Annotated in this window: 15 protein-coding genes; 9 read left to right on the top strand and 6 right to left on the bottom strand. The window is 61.4% G+C overall.

The annotated features are described in order from the left end of the window. Positions 1-59: 59 nt before the first annotated feature. The 3 genes from prpC to GQX66_RS18540 are packed head-to-tail and all read right to left on the bottom strand — an operon-like array spanning position 60 to position 2,840. A complete protein-coding gene (gene prpC / locus GQX66_RS18530) occupies positions 60-1,187 on the bottom strand; it encodes a 2-methylcitrate synthase (RefSeq protein WP_102718663.1) in 1,128 nt (375 codons plus the stop codon). 43 nt (positions 1,188-1,230) lie between these two features. Next, positions 1,231-2,121 (bottom strand): methylisocitrate lyase, encoded by an 891-nt coding sequence (prpB, locus tag GQX66_RS18535; RefSeq protein WP_007951973.1) that lies wholly within the window; start codon positions 2,119-2,121, stop codon positions 1,231-1,233. Next, entirely contained in the window at positions 2,118-2,840 is a 723-nt protein-coding gene (locus GQX66_RS18540) for a GntR family transcriptional regulator (protein ID WP_173892848.1), read from the bottom strand. The genes prpB and GQX66_RS18540 overlap by 4 nt, the downstream gene beginning before the upstream one ends. Positions 2,841-3,140: 300 nt before the next feature. On the opposite strand from GQX66_RS18540, the gene GQX66_RS18545 reads away from it, so the two are divergent. The 4 genes from GQX66_RS18545 to pabB all read left to right on the top strand — a co-directional run bounded on the left by GQX66_RS18545 (position 3,141) and on the right by pabB (position 7,803). After that, positions 3,141-3,677, top strand: a complete 537-nt coding sequence (locus GQX66_RS18545) for an ATP-dependent zinc protease (RefSeq protein ID WP_011333239.1) — start codon at positions 3,141-3,143, stop codon at positions 3,675-3,677. A 5-nt stretch (positions 3,678-3,682) separates the two neighbouring features. Then, a complete protein-coding gene (locus GQX66_RS18550) occupies positions 3,683-5,218 on the top strand; it encodes an inactive transglutaminase family protein (RefSeq protein ID WP_007951967.1) in 1,536 nt (511 codons plus the stop codon). Continuing rightward, positions 5,218-6,204 carry an alpha-L-glutamate ligase-like protein gene (locus GQX66_RS18555; protein WP_085747914.1) on the top strand — a complete coding sequence of 329 codons (987 nt, stop codon included), beginning with the start codon at positions 5,218-5,220 and terminating at the stop codon, positions 6,202-6,204. The genes GQX66_RS18550 and GQX66_RS18555 overlap by 1 nt, the downstream gene beginning before the upstream one ends. A gap of 255 nt (positions 6,205-6,459) precedes the next feature. After that, entirely contained in the window at positions 6,460-7,803 is a 1,344-nt protein-coding gene (gene pabB / locus GQX66_RS18560) for an aminodeoxychorismate synthase component I (RefSeq protein WP_240870399.1), read from the top strand. A 148-nt stretch (positions 7,804-7,951) separates the two neighbouring features. On the opposite strand, the gene thrH is transcribed toward pabB, so the two are convergent. After that, entirely contained in the window at positions 7,952-8,569 is a 618-nt protein-coding gene (gene thrH / locus GQX66_RS18565) for a bifunctional phosphoserine phosphatase/homoserine phosphotransferase ThrH (protein ID WP_102688655.1), read from the bottom strand. Between the two features lie 163 nt (positions 8,570-8,732). Here thrH and GQX66_RS18570 point away from each other — a divergent pair, with 163 nt between their 5' ends. The 3 genes from GQX66_RS18570 (at position 8,733) to GQX66_RS18580 (ending at position 12,296) form a co-directional block, all read left to right on the top strand. Next, positions 8,733-9,467: a phosphoadenylyl-sulfate reductase gene (locus GQX66_RS18570; RefSeq protein ID WP_240870401.1), complete on the top strand. Its 735-nt coding sequence runs from the start codon at positions 8,733-8,735 to the stop codon at positions 9,465-9,467. 501 nt (positions 9,468-9,968) lie between these two features. Beyond that, complete coding sequence (locus tag GQX66_RS18575; RefSeq protein WP_085747918.1) at positions 9,969-11,513, top strand: NCS1 family nucleobase:cation symporter-1; 1,545 nt, start codon at positions 9,969-9,971, stop codon at positions 11,511-11,513. Positions 11,514-11,567: 54 nt separating this feature from the next. Continuing rightward, entirely contained in the window at positions 11,568-12,296 is a 729-nt protein-coding gene (locus GQX66_RS18580; protein WP_085711883.1) for an aspartate/glutamate racemase family protein, read from the top strand. Here GQX66_RS18580 and GQX66_RS18585 read toward each other — a convergent pair. Next, on the bottom strand, positions 12,265-13,206 hold the full coding sequence (locus GQX66_RS18585) for a LysR family transcriptional regulator (protein ID WP_085747919.1): 942 nt from the start codon (positions 13,204-13,206) through the stop codon (positions 12,265-12,267). The genes GQX66_RS18580 and GQX66_RS18585 overlap by 32 nt on opposite strands. Positions 13,207-13,331: 125 nt before the next feature. Here GQX66_RS18585 and GQX66_RS18590 point away from each other — a divergent pair, with 125 nt between their 5' ends. Then, on the top strand, positions 13,332-14,078 hold the full coding sequence (locus GQX66_RS18590; RefSeq protein ID WP_085747920.1) for a 3-oxoacyl-ACP reductase family protein: 747 nt from the start codon (positions 13,332-13,334) through the stop codon (positions 14,076-14,078). A 75-nt stretch (positions 14,079-14,153) separates the two neighbouring features. On the opposite strand, the gene GQX66_RS18595 is transcribed toward GQX66_RS18590, so the two are convergent. Next, positions 14,154-14,849 (bottom strand): HAD-IA family hydrolase, encoded by a 696-nt coding sequence (locus tag GQX66_RS18595; protein WP_085747921.1) that lies wholly within the window; start codon positions 14,847-14,849, stop codon positions 14,154-14,156. 249 nt (positions 14,850-15,098) lie between these two features. On the opposite strand from GQX66_RS18595, the gene GQX66_RS18600 reads away from it, so the two are divergent. Beyond that, on the top strand, positions 15,099-19,456 hold a 4,358-nt coding region (locus GQX66_RS18600), incomplete at its 3' end, for an RHS repeat-associated core domain-containing protein (protein WP_240870403.1).

Raw genomic sequence — 19,456 nt, forward strand, 5'->3', positions numbered from 1 at the left:
GTCAGGACTCGGTCACGGTAGTTTCAAAGAGGGGGCGCCTGTGCCGGCGCCCTCCCCGGTCAGCGCTGGTCGATTGGCACGAACTTGCGCTGTTCGACGCCGGTGTACTCGGCGCTTGGACGGATGATGCGGTTGTTGGCGCGCTGTTCGAACACGTGCGCTGCCCAGCCGGTCAGGCGCGAGCAGACGAAGATCGGGGTGAACAGCTTGGTCGGGATGCCCATGAAGTGGTACGCCGAGGCATGGTAGAAGTCGGCGTTGGGGAACAGTTTCTTCTGCTCCCACATGGTCTTGTCGATGGCTTCCGAAACCGCGAACAACACCTTGTCGCCCACTTCGTCGGCGAGTTTTTTCGACCAGCCCTTGATCACCTCGTTGCGCGGATCGCTGTCCTTATAGATCGCGTGGCCGAAGCCCATGATCTTGTCCTTGCGTTCGAGCATGCCGAGGGTGCCTTTGATCGCCTCTTCCGGCGACGAGAAGCGCTCGATCATTTCCATCGCCGCTTCGTTGGCGCCACCGTGCAGCGGGCCACGCAGCGAGCCGATGGCCGCCGTGACGCAGGAATACAGATCGGACAGGGTCGAAGCACACACGCGAGCGGTGAAGGTCGAGGCGTTGAATTCGTGCTCGGCGTAGAGGATCAGCGACACGTTCATCACTTTGACGTGCAGTTCGCTCGGCTTCTTGTCATGCAGCAGGTGCAGGAAGTGGCCGCCGATGGACTGCTCGTCAGTCACGCAGTTGATGCGTTTGCCGTCGTGGCTGAAGCGATACCAGTAGCACATGATCGCCGGGAAAGCGGCCAGCAGGCGGTCGGTCTTGTCGCGTTGCTCGGAGAAGTCTTTCTCCGGCTCGATGTTGCCCAGGAACGAGCAACCGGTGCGCATCACGTCCATCGGGTGGGCGTCGGCGGGGATGCGTTCCAGCACTTCTTTCAGCGCTTGTGGCAGGTCGCGCAGCTTGCTGAGTTTGCTCTGGTAGTCGGCGAGCTGTGCCTTGGTCGGCAGTTCTCCGTAGAGCAGCAAGTACGCCACTTCTTCAAATTTTGCATCTGCTGCCAGTTCGCGCACGTCGTAGCCGCGATAGGTCAACCCGGCACCGGCCTGGCCCACGGTGGACAGTGCGGTTTGCCCGGCAACCTGGCCCCGGAGCCCGGCGCCACTGAGTACTTTTGCTTCGGCCATTGTTGTCTCCAATCTTGAATTTATTAGGGAGTACGGTTGCGGCTTACTTCTTCGCCGCAAACAACGCGTCGAGCTTCTGCTCGAAGGTGTGGTAATCGATGCGATCGTAGAGCTCCATGCGAGTCTGCATGGTGTCGATGACATTCTGCTGAGTGCCGTCGCGGCGGATCGCGGTGTAGACGTTTTCCGCAGCCTTGTTCATCGCGCGGAACGCCGACAGCGGGTACAGCACCAGCGACACATCGGCGCCGGCCAGTTGCTCGGTGGTGTACAGCGGCGTCGAGCCGAATTCGGTGATGTTGGCCAGGATCGGCGCTTTCACACGGCTGGCGAACAACTTGTACATCTCGAGTTCAGTGATGGCTTCCGGAAAGATCATGTCGGCGCCGGCCTCGATGCACGCAGCGGCGCGATCCAGTGCCGATTCCAGACCTTCAACGGCCAGGGCGTCGGTGCGGGCCATGATCACAAAACTGTCGTCGGTGCGGGCATCGACGGCAGCCTTGATGCGATCGACCATTTCCTGCTGGGTCACGATTTCTTTATTAGGGCGGTGACCGCAGCGTTTGGCGCCGACCTGGTCTTCGATGTGAATCGCTGCTGCGCCGAACTTGATCATCGACTTGACGGTGCGGGCCACGTTGAACGCCGAGGCGCCGAAACCGGTGTCGACGTCCACCAGCAGCGGCAGGTCGCAGACGTCGGTGATGCGGCGCACGTCGGTCAGCACGTCATCCAGGCCGGTGATGCCCAGGTCCGGCACGCCGAGGGAGCCGGCAGCCACCCCGCCACCCGACAGGTAGATCGCCTTGAAACCGGCGCGCTTGGCCAGCAGCGCGTGGTTGGCGTTGATCGCCCCGACCACTTGCAGCGGATGTTCGCTGGCGACCGCATCGCGGAAACGCTGGCCTGGAGTGCTCTTGTTGGAACTCATGACTCACCTCGTTCAGTGGCTGTCTTATTGTCGGCGCCGTCCTGGTAGTGACGGGCGATGTTGCGTTTCGAGGCGCCGATGTGACGGCGCATCAACAATTCCGCGAGCTCGCCGTCACGGTCGGCGATGGCATCGAGAATCCGGTGGTGTTCGGCAAAGGCCTGGCGCGGGCGGTTGGGCGTGGTGGAAAACTGGATGCGGTACATGCGCACCAGTTGATAGAGCTCGCCGCAGAGCATTTGCGTGAGGGTGCGGTTGCCGCTGCCCTGGATGATCCGGTAGTGAAAGTCGAAATCGCCTTCCTGCTGGTAGTAGCCGACACCGGCCTGGAAGGCTGCATCGCGTTCATGGGTTTCCAGCACCCGGCGCAGTTCGTCGATTTCTTCGACGCTCATGCGTTCGGCCGCCAGACGGCAGGCCATGCCTTCGAGGGATTCACGGATTTCGTAGAGTTCGAGCAATTCGGCGTGGCTCAGCGACACCACCCGCGCACCGACGTGCGGTACGCGCACCAGCAGGCGCTGGCCTTCCAGCCGGTGGATCGCCTCGCGCAGCGGCCCGCGGCTGATGCCGTAGGTGCGCGCCAGTTCCGGCTCGGAGATCTTGCTGCCCGGGGCGATCTCGCCTTTGACGATGGCCGCCTGGATGCGTCGGAAGACGTTTTCCGAGAGCGTCTCGGAATCGTCGCCGTTGATCACCGGGGGATCGAGTTGATCCAGCATATTGTCGACACCTTCAAATCCAATGCGGCAAAAACTAGCGAACCAGCCCGCATCAGTCAAAGGATAAATACAGATTGTCGACAATCGTCTAATAAGCCTTCATATCAGCCCCAAGGGTTATAGACCGGTCCCGCCGCTGGCGCCATAAAACCACCGTGCTAGAATGCCGCCCGCATTTGCGAGTCATTTGCACGGCTTGTCATAAAAAGCTGATAGGCACACGAAGGCGCATGGGCAGACAGGATTTCCTGATGCCATGGCCCTGAACCGAGAACGGAACGCTGCTCGCCAGGATTTATGAGACTCAAGCCCTTCCCCACATTCTTTGCACTGTTTTGCCTGCCCGGCCTCGCCGCGGCGGGGGAAAAGACCGTGTACGGCCTCAACGAATACGCTGCCCTCGACGGGATCAACCTGGAAGTGGCGGCGAAACTCGACACCGGGGCGAAAACCGCCTCCCTGAGCGCCCGCGACATCAAACGTTTCAAACGCAACGGCGAGTCCTGGGTACGTTTCTACCTGGCCATCGACGCCGCGCATTCGCACCCGATCGAACGGCCGCTGGCCCGGGTCAGCAAGATCAAGCGCCGCGCCGGCGACTACGACCCTGAAGAAGGCAAGAAGTACACCGCGCGCCCGGTGATCGAGCTGGACATCTGCATGGGTTCGGCAATGCGCAGCATCGAAGTGAACCTGACCGACCGTAGTGCGTTCCAATACCCGCTTTTGATCGGCTCCGAGGCGCTGAAACGCTTCGATGCGCTGGTCGATCCCAGTCTTAAATACGCTGCCGGCAAACCCGCCTGCGCCATCGCCGCTCATACCGCCGAGTAATTTCCATGCGTTCTCTAACCTTCCACCTGAAAGTCCTGATCACCATCCTGGTGTTGCTGGGCGTTTCGGTTACGGCCTATCAGATTTTCGTGCTCGGCATTCCAGTGACCGAAGACGCCACCGACGACTTGTGGAACATCGACGCCAAGGTCGAGTTCGTTGCCAGCACCAAGGATCCGGTCAAGATCCAGATGTTCGTGCCGCCCCTGAGCCGCGATTACGTCAGCCTCAATGAAAGCTTCATCTCCAACAATTACGGTGTGGCGGTCAACCGTGTCGACGGCAACCGCAAGGTCACCTGGTCGGCACGCCGGGCCAAGGGCAACCAGACCCTTTATTACCGCCTGGTGCTGACCAAGCGTTACACCGCCGAGAAAACCAAGATCAAAGGCCCGACCTTCCGCGACAGCATGGCCATCGAAGGCCCGGAAAAGATTGCCGCCGAAGCCCTGCTCGCCCCGATCCGCCAGCACTCGGCCGACGTCGAGACCTTCATTGGCGAAGCGATCAAACGCGTCAACAACGTCAACGACGACAACGTGAAACTGCTGCTGGCCGGCGATCCGTCGACGCCGCACAAAGCCAAGATTGTCGAACTGCTGCTGTCCATCGCCCACGTGCCGGTGGAGAAAGTCCACACCATCCGCCTCGTCGCCGATCAGCCGCAAACTCCGGAACTGTGGCTGCGCAGCTTCAACGGCACCGACTGGCTGTACTTCAACCCGGAAACCGGCGAACAAGGCCTGCCGACCGACCGCCTGCTGTGGTGGAGCGGTGATGAAAACCTGATCACTGTCGACGGCGGCAAGAAGGCCAACGTGACCTTCAGCCTGAACAACAGCGAGATGAACGCGATTCGTCTGGCCAAGCTGACCGACGAAAACACCGACGCCAACTTCCTCGAATACTCGCTGTACGGCCTGCCGCTGCAAACCCAGCAGACGTTCATGATCATGGTGATGATCCCGATCGGCGTGCTGGTGATCCTGATCCTGCGCAACCTGATCGGCCTGCAGACCCTCGGCACGTTCACACCGGTGCTGATCGCCTTGGCCTTCCGCGAGACGCAACTGGGCTTCGGCATCCTGCTGTTTACCGTGATCACCGCGCTCGGGTTATCGCTGCGCTCGTATCTGGAACACCTGAAGCTGCAAATGCTGCCGCGCCTGTCGGTGGTGCTGACGTTCGTGGTGGTGCTGATCGCGGCGATCAGCCTGTTCAGTCACAAACTCGGTCTGGAGCGCGGGCTGTCGGTGGCGCTGTTCCCGATGGTGATTCTGACCATGACCATCGAACGTCTGTCGATCACCTGGGAAGAACGCGGCGCCAGCCATGCCATGAAAGTGGCGATCGGCACGCTGTTCGCAGCGTCCCTGGCGCACTTGATCATGACCGTTCCTGAGCTGGTGTACTTCGTGTTCACCTTCCCGGCGATCCTGCTGATCCTGGTGGGCTTCATGCTGGCCATGGGTCGTTATCGCGGTTATCGCCTGACTGAACTCGTACGTTTCAAGGCTTTCCTGAAGAAGGCTGACGCCTGATGTTCGGTTTCTGGAAGACCTGGAAGGCCCTGGAAGCCCGGGGCATCATGGGCATCAATCGGCGTAACGCCGACTACGTGCTCAAGTACAACAAGCGCAGCCTGTACCCGATCGTCGATGACAAGATCATCACCAAGGAACGCGCGATCAAGGCCGGCATTCACGTGCCGGAACTGTATGGCGTGATTTCCACGGAGAAGGAAATCGACAAGCTCGGCGAGATCATCGGCGGGCGCAACGACTTCGTGATCAAGCCGGCCCAGGGCGCCGGCGGTGACGGCATCATCGTCATCGCCGACCGTTTCGAGGGCCGCTATCGTACGGTGTCGGGCAAGATCATTGCCCACGAAGAGCTGGAGCATCACATCTCCAGCATCCTCACCGGTCTGTATTCGCTGGGCGGCCACCGTGATCGGGCGCTGATCGAATACCGGGTGACCCCGGACCAGATCTTCAAGAGCATCAGCTACGAAGGCGTGCCGGACATCCGCATCATAGTGCTGATGGGTTACCCGGTGATGGCGATGTTGCGTCTGCCGACCCGTCAGTCCGGGGGCAAGGCCAACCTGCACCAGGGCGCCATCGGCGTCGGTGTCGACCTGGCCACCGGCCTGACCCTGCGCGGCACCTGGCTGAACAACATCATCACCAAACACCCGGACACCACCAACGCGGTGGACGGTGTGCAATTGCCCTACTGGGACGGATTCATGAAGCTCGCCGCCGGTTGCTATGAGCTGTGTGGCCTGGGGTACATAGGCGTGGACATGGTGCTGGACCAGGAGAAAGGCCCGCTGATTCTGGAGCTGAATGCGCGGCCGGGGCTGAATATCCAGATTGCCAACGATTGCGGACTGACGTTGCGTACCCATGCGGTGGAAGCGCATCTGGAAGAGCTCAAGGCGCGCGGCGTGACGGAGTCGGTTGAAGAGCGGGTGGCGTTTGCTCAGGAATTGTTTGGGCATATTCCGGCGGTCGAGGGCTGAAGCTCAGAAGCAAAAGCACCCTCACCCCAGCCCTCTCCCGGAGGGAGAGGGAGCCGACGGTGTTGAACATTCGAGTTACATCGACCTGAATGACCGAGTCGAACTCAGGCTTTGAAAAGCATGAAGATCTGCTCCCTTCCCCCTCTCCCCCTTTGGGGGAGAGGGCTGGGGTGAGGGGGTAGGCTTTTGACTTTGATCTGGCATCGGAGAGGACTACAATCCCCACCCCGCCTCGATGGCCGATCTGCCCCGCCCATGTTGACCTGTTCCGTACACCCGCTGCCCTACCGCGCCAACCCTGCCGACTATTTCGCGGCCGTCCGCCATGCGCCCGGCGCCGTGCTGCTCGACAGTGGCCGGCCGAGTGCCGACCGTGGCCGTTATGACCTGCTCAGCGCCTGGCCGCTGGAACAACTGGCGGTGTTGCCGGACGAGCGCGGCGACGATTTCCTGCAACGTCTGCGGGACAATCTGACCCGCTTGGGCGACGCGCAATTGCCCGATGGGTACGAATTGCCCTTCGCCGGCGGCCTGATCGGTTACCTGAGCTACGACTTCGGCCGGCATCTGGAAAACCTGCCGAGCCAGGCCCGGGATGACCTGCAATTGCCCGATGCGCGTTTTGGGCTGTACGACTGGGCCTTGATCAGTGATCACCAATCGGCAACCAGCCAGTTGGTATTTCACCCTTCGGTCAGCGCCAGCGAGAAACAACGGCTGATCGATGTATTCAGCCAACCGGTGGGCGCCGAACTGACTCCGTTCAAGCTGAGCAGACCGATGGCGGCAGATCTCTCAGCCGACGAGTACCGTCAGGCGTTCGAGCGTATCCAGCATTACATCCAGGCCGGCGACTGCTATCAGGTCAACTTCGCCCAGCGCTTCCGCGCGCCGTGCCAGGGCGATCCATGGCTGGCCTACTGCAAACTGCGTGAGGCCTGCCCGACGCCGTTTTCCGGTTTCCAGAGCCTGCCCGACGGCAACGCAGTGTTGAGCCTGTCGCCCGAGCGTTTCGTCAAAGTCAGCCAGCGTCAGGTGGAAACCCGCCCGATCAAGGGCACCCGCCCCCGTGGCGCGACCCCGGCCGAAGACGCGGCGAACGCCGCCGAATTGCTGGCCAGCCCCAAGGATCGCGCGGAAAACCTGATGATCGTCGACCTGCTGCGCAACGACCTGGGCCGCACCTGCCGCATCGGCTCGGTGCGGGTGCCGGAGTTGTTCAGTCTGGAAAGTTATCCGAACGTGCATCACCTGGTCAGCAGCGTGACCGGTGAGCTGGCGGAAGATCGCGATGCTCTGGACCTGATCGCTGGCAGCTTCCCTGGCGGTTCGATCACCGGCGCGCCGAAGATTCGTGCGATGCAGATCATCGACGAACTGGAACCGACCCGACGTGGGTTGTATTGCGGTTCTTTGCTGTATCTGGACGTGCGTGGCGAGATGGACAGCTCCATCGCCATTCGCAGTCTGCTGGTGAAGGATGGACAGGTGTGCTGCTGGGGCGGTGGCGGGATCGTCGCCGATTCGGACTGGCAGGCGGAGTATCAGGAATCGATTACCAAGGTCAGAGTTTTGCTCGAAACCCTGCAAACCCTTTAACTAGAAGCGCCCCACGTTGATCGTTCCCACGTCGAGGCGTCGAACCGTCCGCGTGGGAATGCATCCCGTGACGCTCCGCGTCCCAGTGGACGCGGAGCTTCCATAGCGGCATTCCCACGCGGAGCATGGGAACGATCAAGGAATGTGATTACAGGGACAGGTCGCGGTTCGAGGCTTTGAGGAACTCCTGCTTCAACTCTTCGAACGTATGCACCGCCGGAAACTGCGGAAACTCGCGAATCACGTTATCCGGCGCATGGAACAGAATCCCCGCATCCGCTTCGCCCAGCATGCTGGTGTCGTTGTAGGAATCCCCCGCCGCAATCACCCGGTAATACAAGCCCTTGAAAGCCAGAACCGACTGACGTTTCGGATCTTTCTGACGCAACTGGTAACTGGTCACCCGCCCGGTGTCATCCGTAATCAGTCGGTGGCAGAGCAAGGTCGGAAAGCCCAACTGACGCATCAGCGGCTGGGAAAACTCGTAGAACGTGTCCGACAGAATCACCACCTGAAACCGCTCGCGCAGCCAGTTGACGAACTCCACCGCGCCGTCCAGCGGCTTGAGGGTGGCGATCACTTCCTGGATGTCCGAAAGCTTCAGGCCATGCTCGTCGAGGATGCGCAGGCGCTGCTTCATCAGCACGTCGTAGTCGGGAATGTCCCGGGTGGTGGCCTTGAGCGATTCGATTCCGGTTTTTTCGGCGAAGGCGATCCAGATTTCCGGCACCAGCACCCCTTCAAGATCAAGACAGGCGATTTCCACAAGACACTCCCGTTTGTAATGTTTATTGAGTCGAGCGAGCCCGAACTCTAGCGGCTCGACCTGCACCGCGCAACGCAGAGGCTGCCCCGGCGCGCGTTGCTTTTTGTTACCATCGCCGCCATATAGAGCGCCCAGCGCCACCGACCTGTAGGAAGCCGCCCTGATGAGCCCAACGTTCGACGTCGTGGAACTCGCCACGACCTATGCCAACAAATCCGCCCAGGACATCCTCAAACTCGCGTTCGCCGAGTTCGGCGATGACCTGTGGATATCTTTCAGCGGCGCCGAGGATGTGGTGCTGGTGGACATGGCCTGGAAGCTGAACAAGAACGTCAAGGTGTTCAGTCTCGACACCGGCCGCCTGCATCCGGAAACCTACCGCTTCATCGATCAGGTGCGCGAGCACTACAAGATCGACATCGAACTGGTCTCGCCGGACTACACGAAACTTGAACCGTTCGTGAAGGAAAAAGGCCTGTTCAGCTTCTACAAGGACGGCCATGGCGAATGCTGCGGCATCCGCAAGATCGAGCCGTTGCGCCGTAAACTGTCCGGCGTCACAGCCTGGGCCACCGGCCAGCGCCGCGACCAGAGCCCCGGCACCCGCAGCGCCGTGGCGGTGATGGAAATCGATACAGCGTTCTCCACCCCGGAGCGCACCCTGTACAAGTTCAACCCGCTGGCGCAGATGACCAGCGAGGAAATCTGGGGCTACATCCGCATGCTGGAGCTGCCGTACAACAGCCTGCATGAGCGCGGTTTCATCAGCATCGGCTGCGAACCCTGCACCCGCCCTGTCCTGCCGAACCAGCACGAACGCGAAGGCCGCTGGTGGTGGGAAGAAGCGACCCAGAAAGAATGCGGGTTGCATGCCGGGAATATCATCAGCAAGGCATAACCCCTGATGCCCCGTGGGAGCAAATCAGCTCCCACAGTATTCTCTACCCGCCTTGAAAAATGTGTACACACGAATGTCACCATCGGTGCCATTTATGTGTGCACTTTTCGTTTCTGCGCCCTGAAAAGTTACATCAAGCTCCAAAAACACTCCCTCCCGCCGCCCGCCGAAATCCATCCCGAAAAATAAATACCTGTTCGAACGGTCAAATTATATCGCCCGTATTTCAACGACTTGGCGCTCCTCAATAACTTTTCGCAATCTGCGATGATTTTCATAGATCGCCGGCTGGCACAGATCTGGCTTTAGTGCATACATGTTTTGTATACAAAACCGCAAAACATGAACCCACACTTTCGATCCGCAAGCCTGAAGCGCCCTATCCCGTACAGGCTGCAGATGCCCCGTAACCAGTGATGTTTTCACCGCCGCGACGAAGATCTGCCGAGCCCGAGTGCTCATGCACAGTCATCGTGGCCCGAACATCAGGAGCCTGCCGGAATGCGTACGAGTCTCTCCAATAACAACATCGCGCTGAATCTGCCCGCCTCTTCACCCCTCGACCACAGCGTGGCCGGTGACGGCATCGCCGAACCGCTGCAACTGAGCCCGCGTCTGCACAACAGTGACCTCGCGCCGACCAAGGTCGAAGGACGGCGTTGGGGCAAATACAGCATCTTTGCCCTGTGGACCAACGATGTGCACAACATCGCCAACTACTCGTTTGCCATCGGTCTGTACGCCCTGGGCCTGGGTGGCTGGCAGATTCTGCTGTCGCTGGGGATCGGCGCGGCGCTGGTGTACTTCTTCATGAACCTGTCCGGCTACATGGGGCAGAAAACCGGGGTGCCGTTTCCGGTGATCAGCCGGATCAGTTTCGGCATTCACGGGGCACAGATTCCTGCATTGATCCGGGCGGTGATCGCCATCGCCTGGTTCGGGATTCAGACGTATCTGGCGTCGGTGGTGTTTCGCGTGTTGCTCACGGCGATCCATCCCGGTTTCGCCGACTACGACCACAACTCGATCCTCGGCCTGTCGAGCCTGGGCTGGGTGTGTTTCGTGGCGATCTGGTTTGTGCAGTTGGGGATTCTGGCGTATGGCATGGAAATGGTCCGCCGCTACGAAGCCTTTGCCGGGCCGGTGATTCTGCTGACCGTCGCCTGCCTCGCCGCGTGGATGTACACCCAGGCCAACGCGACCATCGCCTGGTCGATCCGCGAACCACTGACCGGCGGCGAGATGTGGCGCAACATCTTTGCCGGCGGCGCTTTGTGGCTGGCGATCTACGGGACGCTGATCCTCAACTTCTGCGACTTCGCCCGCTCTTCGCCGTGCCGCAAGACGATCAAGATCGGAAATTTCTGGGGCCTGCCGGTCAATATTCTGGTGTTCGCCGGGATCACCGTCCTGCTGTGCGGCGCGCAATTTCAGATCAACGGCCGGATCATCGAAAGCCCGACCGAGATCATTGCGTCGATTCCCAACACGTTCTTTCTGGTACTCGGATGCCTGGCGTTCCTGATCGTCACCGTGGCGGTGAACATCATGGCCAACTTCGTCGCCCCGGCCTTCGTGCTCAGCAATCTGGCGCCGAAATACCTGACCTTCCGCCGCGCCGGGCTGATCAGCGCGACGATTGCGGTGCTGATCCTGCCGTGGAATCTCTACAACAGCCCGCTGGTGATCGTGTATTTCCTGTCCGGCCTCGGCGCCCTGCTCGGCCCGTTGTACGGCGTGATCATGGTCGACTACTGGCTGATCCGCAAAGGCCGGATCCACGTACCGCAGCTGTACAGCGAAAACCCGAACGGCGCGTATTACTACAGCCGCGGGATCAACCTGCGGGCTGTGGCGGCGTTCATTCCAGCCGCGCTGATCGCCATCGTCCTGGCTCTGGTGCCGGGCTTCCACCTCGTTTCGCCCTTCTCCTGGCTAATCGGCGCCGGCATTGCCGGGATGCTTTACCTGATCATCGCCAAACGCCAGCCGCACTACGCCGACGTCGACGGTGAAGCCATCGCCGTCGACAACGTCAGCCACTGAATCTTTTGGCGGCCCTTCGCGGGGCCGCAGAACCAACCGTAATAAGGACTTCCCATGCGAATTCTCGTGGTCAACGTCAACACCACCGAATCCATCACCCAGGCCATCGCCCGTTCGGCGCAGGCTGTCGCTTCCCCCGGCACCGAGATTGTCGGCCTGACGCCGTACTTCGGCGCCGATTCAGTCGAAGGCAATTTCGAAAGTTACCTGGCCGCCATCGCCGTGATGGACCGGGTGATGTCCTACGACCAGCCGTTCGACGCGGTGATCCAGGCCGGCTACGGCGAACACGGTCGCGAAGGCTTGCAGGAATTACTCAACGTGCCGGTTGTGGACATCACCGATGCGGCGGCCAGCACCGCGATGTTTCTCGGCCACGCCTATTCGGTGGTCACCACGCTGGATCGCACCGTGCCGTTGATCGAGGATCGGCTGAAACTGTCCGGTTTGTGGGATCGCTGCGCCTCGGTGCGCGCCAGTGGTCTGGCGGTTCTGGAGCTGGAGCACGAACCGCAGCGGGCGCTGGAAGCCATCGTGCATCAGGCGGAACTGGCGGTGACTCAGGATAAAGCCGAAGTGATCTGCCTCGGTTGCGGCGGCATGGCCGGGCTCGACGAGAAGATCCGTCAGCGCACCGGGGTGCCGGTGATCGATGGCGTCACAGCGGCCGTGACCATCGCCGAATCGCTGGTGCGACTGGGCCTGTCGACCTCCAAGGTGCGGACTTACGCAACGCCACGGCCGAAAACCATCATCGGCTGGCCAGCACGTTTTGCGCGTTGAAACGTTCGGCGAGGCCCAAGGTAGAAAACTGCTCGATGACAAAATCGACGAACGCCCGGGTCTTGCCCGGCAGCAATTTGTGTTCGGCGTAATAGATGGAGATGTTGCCGTCGTCGACGTACCAGTCGGGCAAGACTCGCTGCAAAGTCCTTGCCTCTAGGTAGCCGACCGCAAACGGCATGCTCACCAACGCAATCCCCAACCCCTGCGCCGCCGTGGCGCAGGCGGCTTCTGAATCGCTCATGGTCATTCGTGCCTTGAGGGTTAGCGGGCTGTGTTGCCGGGTGCGATGCGTCAACTGCCACGAGCGCACGCGACCGGTCTGCGGTGAGCGGATCAGGATGCCGTCGTGCAGCTTGAGGTCGTCCGGCTCGCTGATCGGCGCGTATCGATCCAGATAATCCTTGGAAGCCACCAACACCCGATGCGCCGGTGTGAGCCTGCGCGCCACCACGCCTTGGGGCAGTTCGAAGCCACCGCCAATCGCCGCATCGAAACGCTGGCCGATCAGATCGACCTGGCGGTTATCGAAATGCCAGTCCGGGTTGATCGCCGGAAATCTTTTCAGAAACTCCCCCAGCAACGGCACGATGTACAAGCGGCCGAACACCGTGCCCATGCTGACTTTCAGCGTACCGGCCGGTTGACCACCAGCGCTGGCCAGATTGTTCACTGCATTCTGGATGGTGGTGAGACTGCCGCTGACCTCACTCAGAAACAGTTGCCCCGCTTCCGTCAGGGTCAATCTTCGGGTGCTACGCTGGAACAGCCTCACGCCGAGGCGCGCTTCCAGTTTCGCCACACTCTTACCCACGGCGGCCGGTGTCAGGCTAAGGCGTCGCGCGGCCTCGGCAAAGCTGCCGACTTCGGCGCTGCGCACGAAGCATTCGATACTGCTGAAGGTTTCCATGACCGCCACTATAACCTTTTGGTTTACACAGACTATAGCAACCACGGTCTACCCGCCTATTGGCGAGGGGCAGATACTCGACACCACACCAAGGCAGCCTGCCTTGAAACTTCTGGAGATCGAACATGACCACTCAAAACCTCAGCGGTAAAGTCGCTCTGATTCAAGGCGGCTCTCGCGGCATCGGTGCCGCCATCGTCAAACGCCTGGCCGCTGAAGGCGCCGCGGTTGCCTTTACCTACGTCAGCTCCGCCGCCAAGGCTGAAGAACTGCAAAACAGCATCACCGCTACCGGCGGCAAAGCCCTGGCGATCAAGGCCGACAGCGCCGACGCCGGTGCCATTCGCCACGCGGTAAGCGCCACTGTCGAAACCTTTGGCCGCCTCGACATCCTGGTCAACAACGCCGGTGTACTGGCCGTCGCCCCGCTGGAAGACTTCAAACTGGAAGACTTCGACCAGACCCTGGCAATCAACGTGCGCAGCGTGTTCATCGCCAGCCAGGAAGCCGCCAAACACATGGGCGAAGGCTCGCGCATCATCAACATCGGCAGCACCAACGCCGACCGCATGCCCTTCGCCGGTGGCGGCGTGTATGCGATGAGTAAATCCGCACTGGTGGGCCTGACCAAAGGCCTGGCCCGCGACCTCGGCCCACGCGGCATCACCATCAACAACGTGCAGCCTGGCCCGGTCGACACCGACATGAACCCGGCCCACGGCGAGTTCGCCGACAGCCTGATCCCGCTGATGGCGGTGGGTCGCTACGGTAAGGCAGAGGAAATCGCCAGCTTCGTCGCCTATCTCGCAGGCCCGGAGGCCGGCTATATCACCGGTGCCAGCCTGACCATCGACGGTGGTTTCGGCGCCTGATTGATCAGATAGTCGATAACGAAAAACGCCGCCCCTCCTTTGACAGAGGGGCGGCGTTTTTTGTCTGCGGTTTGATCAGGCCCAGTTGAGCGCTGGCAATCCGCACGCACTCGGCGTGAACGCCTTCAACGTACGAAGAATTCCGTCGGCGTGTGCGTATTTTTCATCGGCCATGGCGGCATCGGGAATGGCGATGGCGGTCATGCCGGCTGCTTTCGCTGCCGTCACGCCGAATGGCGAATCTTCGAACACCAGGCAATCTTCCGGCGCTACACCCAGGCGGCGCGCGGCGGTGAGGAAGATGTCCGGCGCCGGTTTGGCCGCGCCGACTTCCGGGTCGTCAGCGGTGACGATGAAGTCGAACAACGCGAACCAGTCGCGGTGCAAGGTGGTTTTCTGACCGAAAGACTGGCGCGACGAACTGGTGCCGACGGCAATCGGAATGTTGTGCGCCTTGAGGTGGCGGATCAGTTCCTCGGCGCCCGGCATCGCTTGCGCGGTGGGAAAACGCTCGCGCATCAGCGGCTCGCGGATCACCAGAAACTCTTCGGCGGTGATCGGCAGGTCCAGCGCCTCGACCACATAACGGGCCAGATCGCCGGCGCCACGCCCGATGATGTTCTGCTTGATGCTCCAGTCGAAAGTGCGCCCGTACCGCTCGGCAATCAGCGAGGTAACCTCGGTGTAGATGCCCTCGGTGTCCAGCAGCAAACCGTCCATATCGAAAATCACGGCCTTGATCGGGCCGAACGCCTTCAGCGGTGCATTCATCATCGGATCCGTTATCAAAGACATCCCGGGCGGCGTGGATAGCGCCGCTGCTCGGATCTGATTAAAGGGTTCAGCAGCATAACGAGCCCGGCCAAGGTTGAGCAACGGGCAATGTCGGTTGTCCGCCGAACGCCCTCTCGCACATTTAGAGAATCGCCCTACAGACATCGCCTACTCGGCTGACTTCTTTCCTGTTTGATCCCCCGCAAAGTTTCGCGCCATTCCCCTGATGCGCGCGAGTGACTGCGAATGCTTCCATCTGACCAACTCCTGAAACTGAACAACAGCATTGGTTTGCTGGTGGTCGCTGCGCTGAACCCTGATCAGCCCGACGTCGAAAAGCTGTTTCAGGAGTTTCGCCTTTGCCTCAACAACTATGACGCCTGGGCCGAGCAGTTCTGGACGGGCACCGCGCTGGGTGTCGAGCAAGTGTTCCAGGTCGGCAACGATGTCCGGCTCAGTGCACCGGTTGCCAGCCGCAAACCCATCAGTTCCTCCGTGGCCATGTGTTCCGCCAGCGGCTCCCTGACGCTGGTGCACATGTTCGAAGCCGCGCGGTTTGTGCCGATCGGCGATACGCCGGTGACCCTTGAACCGGTCATTTCCGATGTCGACGGTGTTCTGGGTTTCGGCGATCCACTGCATTACACCATCGGCCCCAGTGGCATTCTCAAGGTCGACGACTGCGACCGGGGCCAGCGTTATCGCATCACCTTCTTTCCCGATGTTTCCACTGCGCATATCCGGACGTTATACGCCTCGTATCAAGGCCTCATCGATGGTCTGGAAGGCTGGTTACGTGAGGAATGGAAAGGGTTTCAACCGCAGTGGACGGCGTTTTCCAGCGCCGGTTTCACCGAGCGTTACGGGCAGTTGCAACAGGCTGACTGGCACGGTTTTGAATCCGCCCTGAATGGCGTCTGGGACGACGTGAAGCAGCTGTTTGCCCTGCTTGCAGACTTGCAGGCCAACAGCGAAAAGCTTCTGCAGTACCTGTCCAGCGCTGAACTGGATGCCTTGCTTGCGGCGTCCTCCGAGGCCATCGCCAATGGCCTGCTGATGCTCGGCGATGAGCCGTTGCTGTTCATTTATCTGGCGGCCTTTACCAGTTGGCTGAAGATGCTGCCGCCGCAGTATCTGGCCGAGGTGGTGGCCGAAGTTCGCGCTGAGCTGCTGGTCAGTTTTCTTCTGATGTGTGTGTCGGGTGGCATGGGTGTGCCGCTGCGGTTGAGCACCAAAGTACTGGGCAAGATCAAGTCACCGCGTGCGCGGGAATGGCTGGCGGCTTCGGCGTTGCGGCTGGCGGAGCTGACCTCCGCGCCTGATCTGACCCGGCATGCGAGCGCGTTGAAACCGCTGATGGTCAATGCGGGTCCGGCACCGTTGCGGCCGACACCGGCTATTCCGCTGGAGGTTCGCACGGCGGATGCGCTGGTGCTGAAGGTGCCCAATCCGGCGGCCATTGCCCGCGACAAGTCCCATGGCATGACGCGAATGGAGCGGCATGAGCCTCGCGATGATGCTTCGGATCAGGCGAAAAATCCCAACGGTGACAGTGCCGATTGTGCGCCGCGGACCTGCACCAATGGCTGTCCGGTGTCGATGGTCACCGGCGAAGAGTTGTTGACCCTCACCGATGGTGTGCTCGATGGGCTGTTGCCGTTCGAGTTCAGCCGCTTGTACCGCAGCAGCGCGGCCGAGATTGATGTCGGGCTAGGGTTTGGCTGGAGTCACTCGCTGGCGCATCGGCTGGAGGTCGAGGGCGCTTCGGTGTTCTGGGTGGACCACGAGAACCGGCGCACGCGGTTTCCGTTGCCGAGTGTCGAGCGGCCGGCGATACACAACAGCCTGTCGCGGGCGGCGATCTTTCTCGGGGATGAGCCGGAGGAGTTGATTGTTGCGCTGGCGGGGGACGCGGCGCGGTTTTATCACTTTCGGGCTGGGGGTCTGACGGCGGTCAGCGATGCGTACGGCAACCGCTTGCGTATTACGCGGGACCGTCTGGATCGCGTTGAGCGCCTCGACAACGGCGCTGGTCGCTCCTTGTTGCTGCGCTATGAGCGGGCGCATCTGGTCGCGGTCGATTATCAGGTTTTTCGGGATTCGACCTGGCGCACCGAGCAGACGCTGGCCAGCTACCGCTTTGATGCCCGCCATCGGTTGATCGAGGCGTCGAACGCCGTCGGCGAGACCGAGCGTTACGACTACGACGACCAGCACGTCATCCTGCAACGGCAACTGGCCGGCGGTGCGAGCTTCTTCTGGGAATGGGAACGTGCCGGCAAGGCGGCGCGCTGTGTGCGGCACTGGGCGTCGTTTTCGCAGATGGACACGCGTTACGTCTGGGATGGCGCCGGCCGTGTCACGGTGCATTACGTCGATGGGACTGAAGAGACTTACGTCCACGATGACACCGCGCGGCTGGTGCGTCAGGTGTCGGCGGACGGGGGCGAACAGCTCAAGGCCTACGACACGCAGGGCCGATTGGTCGCCGAGCAGGATGCGCTGGGCGCGGTTACCGAATACCGCTATGACGACGCCGGACGGCTGATCGCGCTGATTCCGCCGGACGATGCGCCGAGGTCCTACGAGTACCGCAACGGTTTCCTGCACAGCCGCTCACGTGGCGATGCGGTGTGGACGTACCGGCGTAATGCCCAGGGTGACATCACCGAGGCGGTCGATCCGGATGGCCATGTCACCCACTACCACCGCGATGCACAGGGGCGGTTGCTGTCGATCCGTTATCCGGATTCGGGTCGGCATGTGTTCGTGTGGAACGACCTGGGCCAACTGGTCGAAGAAAGTCTGCCGGACGGTGGGGTTCGCAAGTTTTCCTACGATGCGCTAGGGCGGCGGATTACGGCGCAGGACGAGCATGGCGCGGTCACCCGTCATGCATGGGATGCCGTTGGCCGGCTGATCCAGACCACCTCGCCGAATGGCGCCACTCGAGCCTTCAGTTATAGCGCCTACGGCCAGATCACGGTCGAACGCGATGAACTGGGGCGGATCACCCGTTACGAGTATGACGACGACCTGCATTTGGTCAGCCGGCGGATCAACCCCGACGGCACACGAGTCCAGTACCGCTACGACCATGCGCAGCTGCTGCTGACGGAAATCGAGAACGAGTCCGGCGAAAAGTATCGGCTGGACTACACGCCCACCGGACTGATCCGACAGGAAACCGGCTTCGATGGTCGGCGCACGGCGTATGCCTACGACCGCAACGGCCACCTGCTGGAGAAGACCGAGTTCGGCGACGACGGCACCACGCTGGTCACCACTTACCAGCGCGACAGCGCCGGGCGATTGCTGCTCAAGACCCTGCCGGACGGGGTCGAGGTCAGCTACCGCTATGACCGTCTCGGCCGGCTGGTCGGCGTGGATGACGGCCAGGATCACCCGCTGGCCTTCGAATACGACCTGCAGGACCGGCTGGTGCGCGAGCATCAGGGCTGGGGCACCCTGCGTTACGCCTACGACGCCTGCGGCCAGCTCACCCGCCTGCGTCTGCCGGACAACAGCAAACTCGATTACCACTACGCCAAGGGCGGGGCGCTGACGGCGATCGACCTCAACGGTGCCTTGCTGACCCGCCACGTCTACCAGCACGGCCGCGAACAGCAGCGCCAGCAAGGCCTGCTGCTCAGCGAATACACCTACGACGAACAGGGCCGCTTGCGCGCCCACGCCGTAGGCCATCAACGCAGTGCGCTGTACCGCCGCGACTTTGCCTACAGCGCCAACGGCAACCTCGAACACATCGCCGACACCCGCCACGGCCAGCGCAGCTACACGTACGACGCCCTCGACCGGCTGATTCGCGTACGCCACACCCGCGACGATGTGCCGGAAAACTTCGCCCACGACCCGGCCGGCAACCTGCTGATGCAGGATCGCCCCGGTCCGACACAGATCAAAGGCAATCGCCTGCTGATGCAGGGCGATCGTCATTACGACTACGACGCCTTCGGCAACCTGATCCGCGAACGCCGCGGCCGCGCGCAAACCCTTGTCACCGAATACCGCTACGACAGCCAGCACCGCCTGATCGGCCTCACCCGTCCCGACGGCACCAGCGCCACCTATCAGTACGACGCCTTCGGCCGGCGCATCCGCAAAACCGTCGACGGCCAGACCACCGAGTTCTTCTGGCAAGGCGACCACCTGATCGCCGAAAGCAGCCCGACCCAACACCGCAGCTTCATCTACGAACCCGGCACCTTCCGCCCACTGGCCATGCTCGACGGCAAAGGCCCGAAACGCGCCTGCCCGTTCTACTACCAGCTCGACCACCTCGGCACCCCGCAGGAACTGACCGACTACAGCGGCGAGATCGTCTGGTCGGCCAAATACAGCGCCTACGGCAAGGTCACCTCGCTGGAGCTCGCGACCGAGGACTACCTGAACCAGCCACTACGGTTTCAGGGGCAGTATTTCGATGAAGAAAGCGGGCTGCATTACAACCGACACCGGTACTACGACCCGGAGGTGGGGCGGTACCTGACGCCGGATCCGGTGAAGTTGGCGGGTGGGTTGAATCAGTACCGGTATGTGCCGAATCCGACGGGGTGGGTGGATCCGTTGGGGTTGACGTCCAA

It is taken from the genome of Pseudomonas sp. B707 (assembly GCF_022496685.1).
Lineage (GTDB): Bacteria > Pseudomonadota > Gammaproteobacteria > Pseudomonadales > Pseudomonadaceae > Aquipseudomonas > Aquipseudomonas paraglycinae.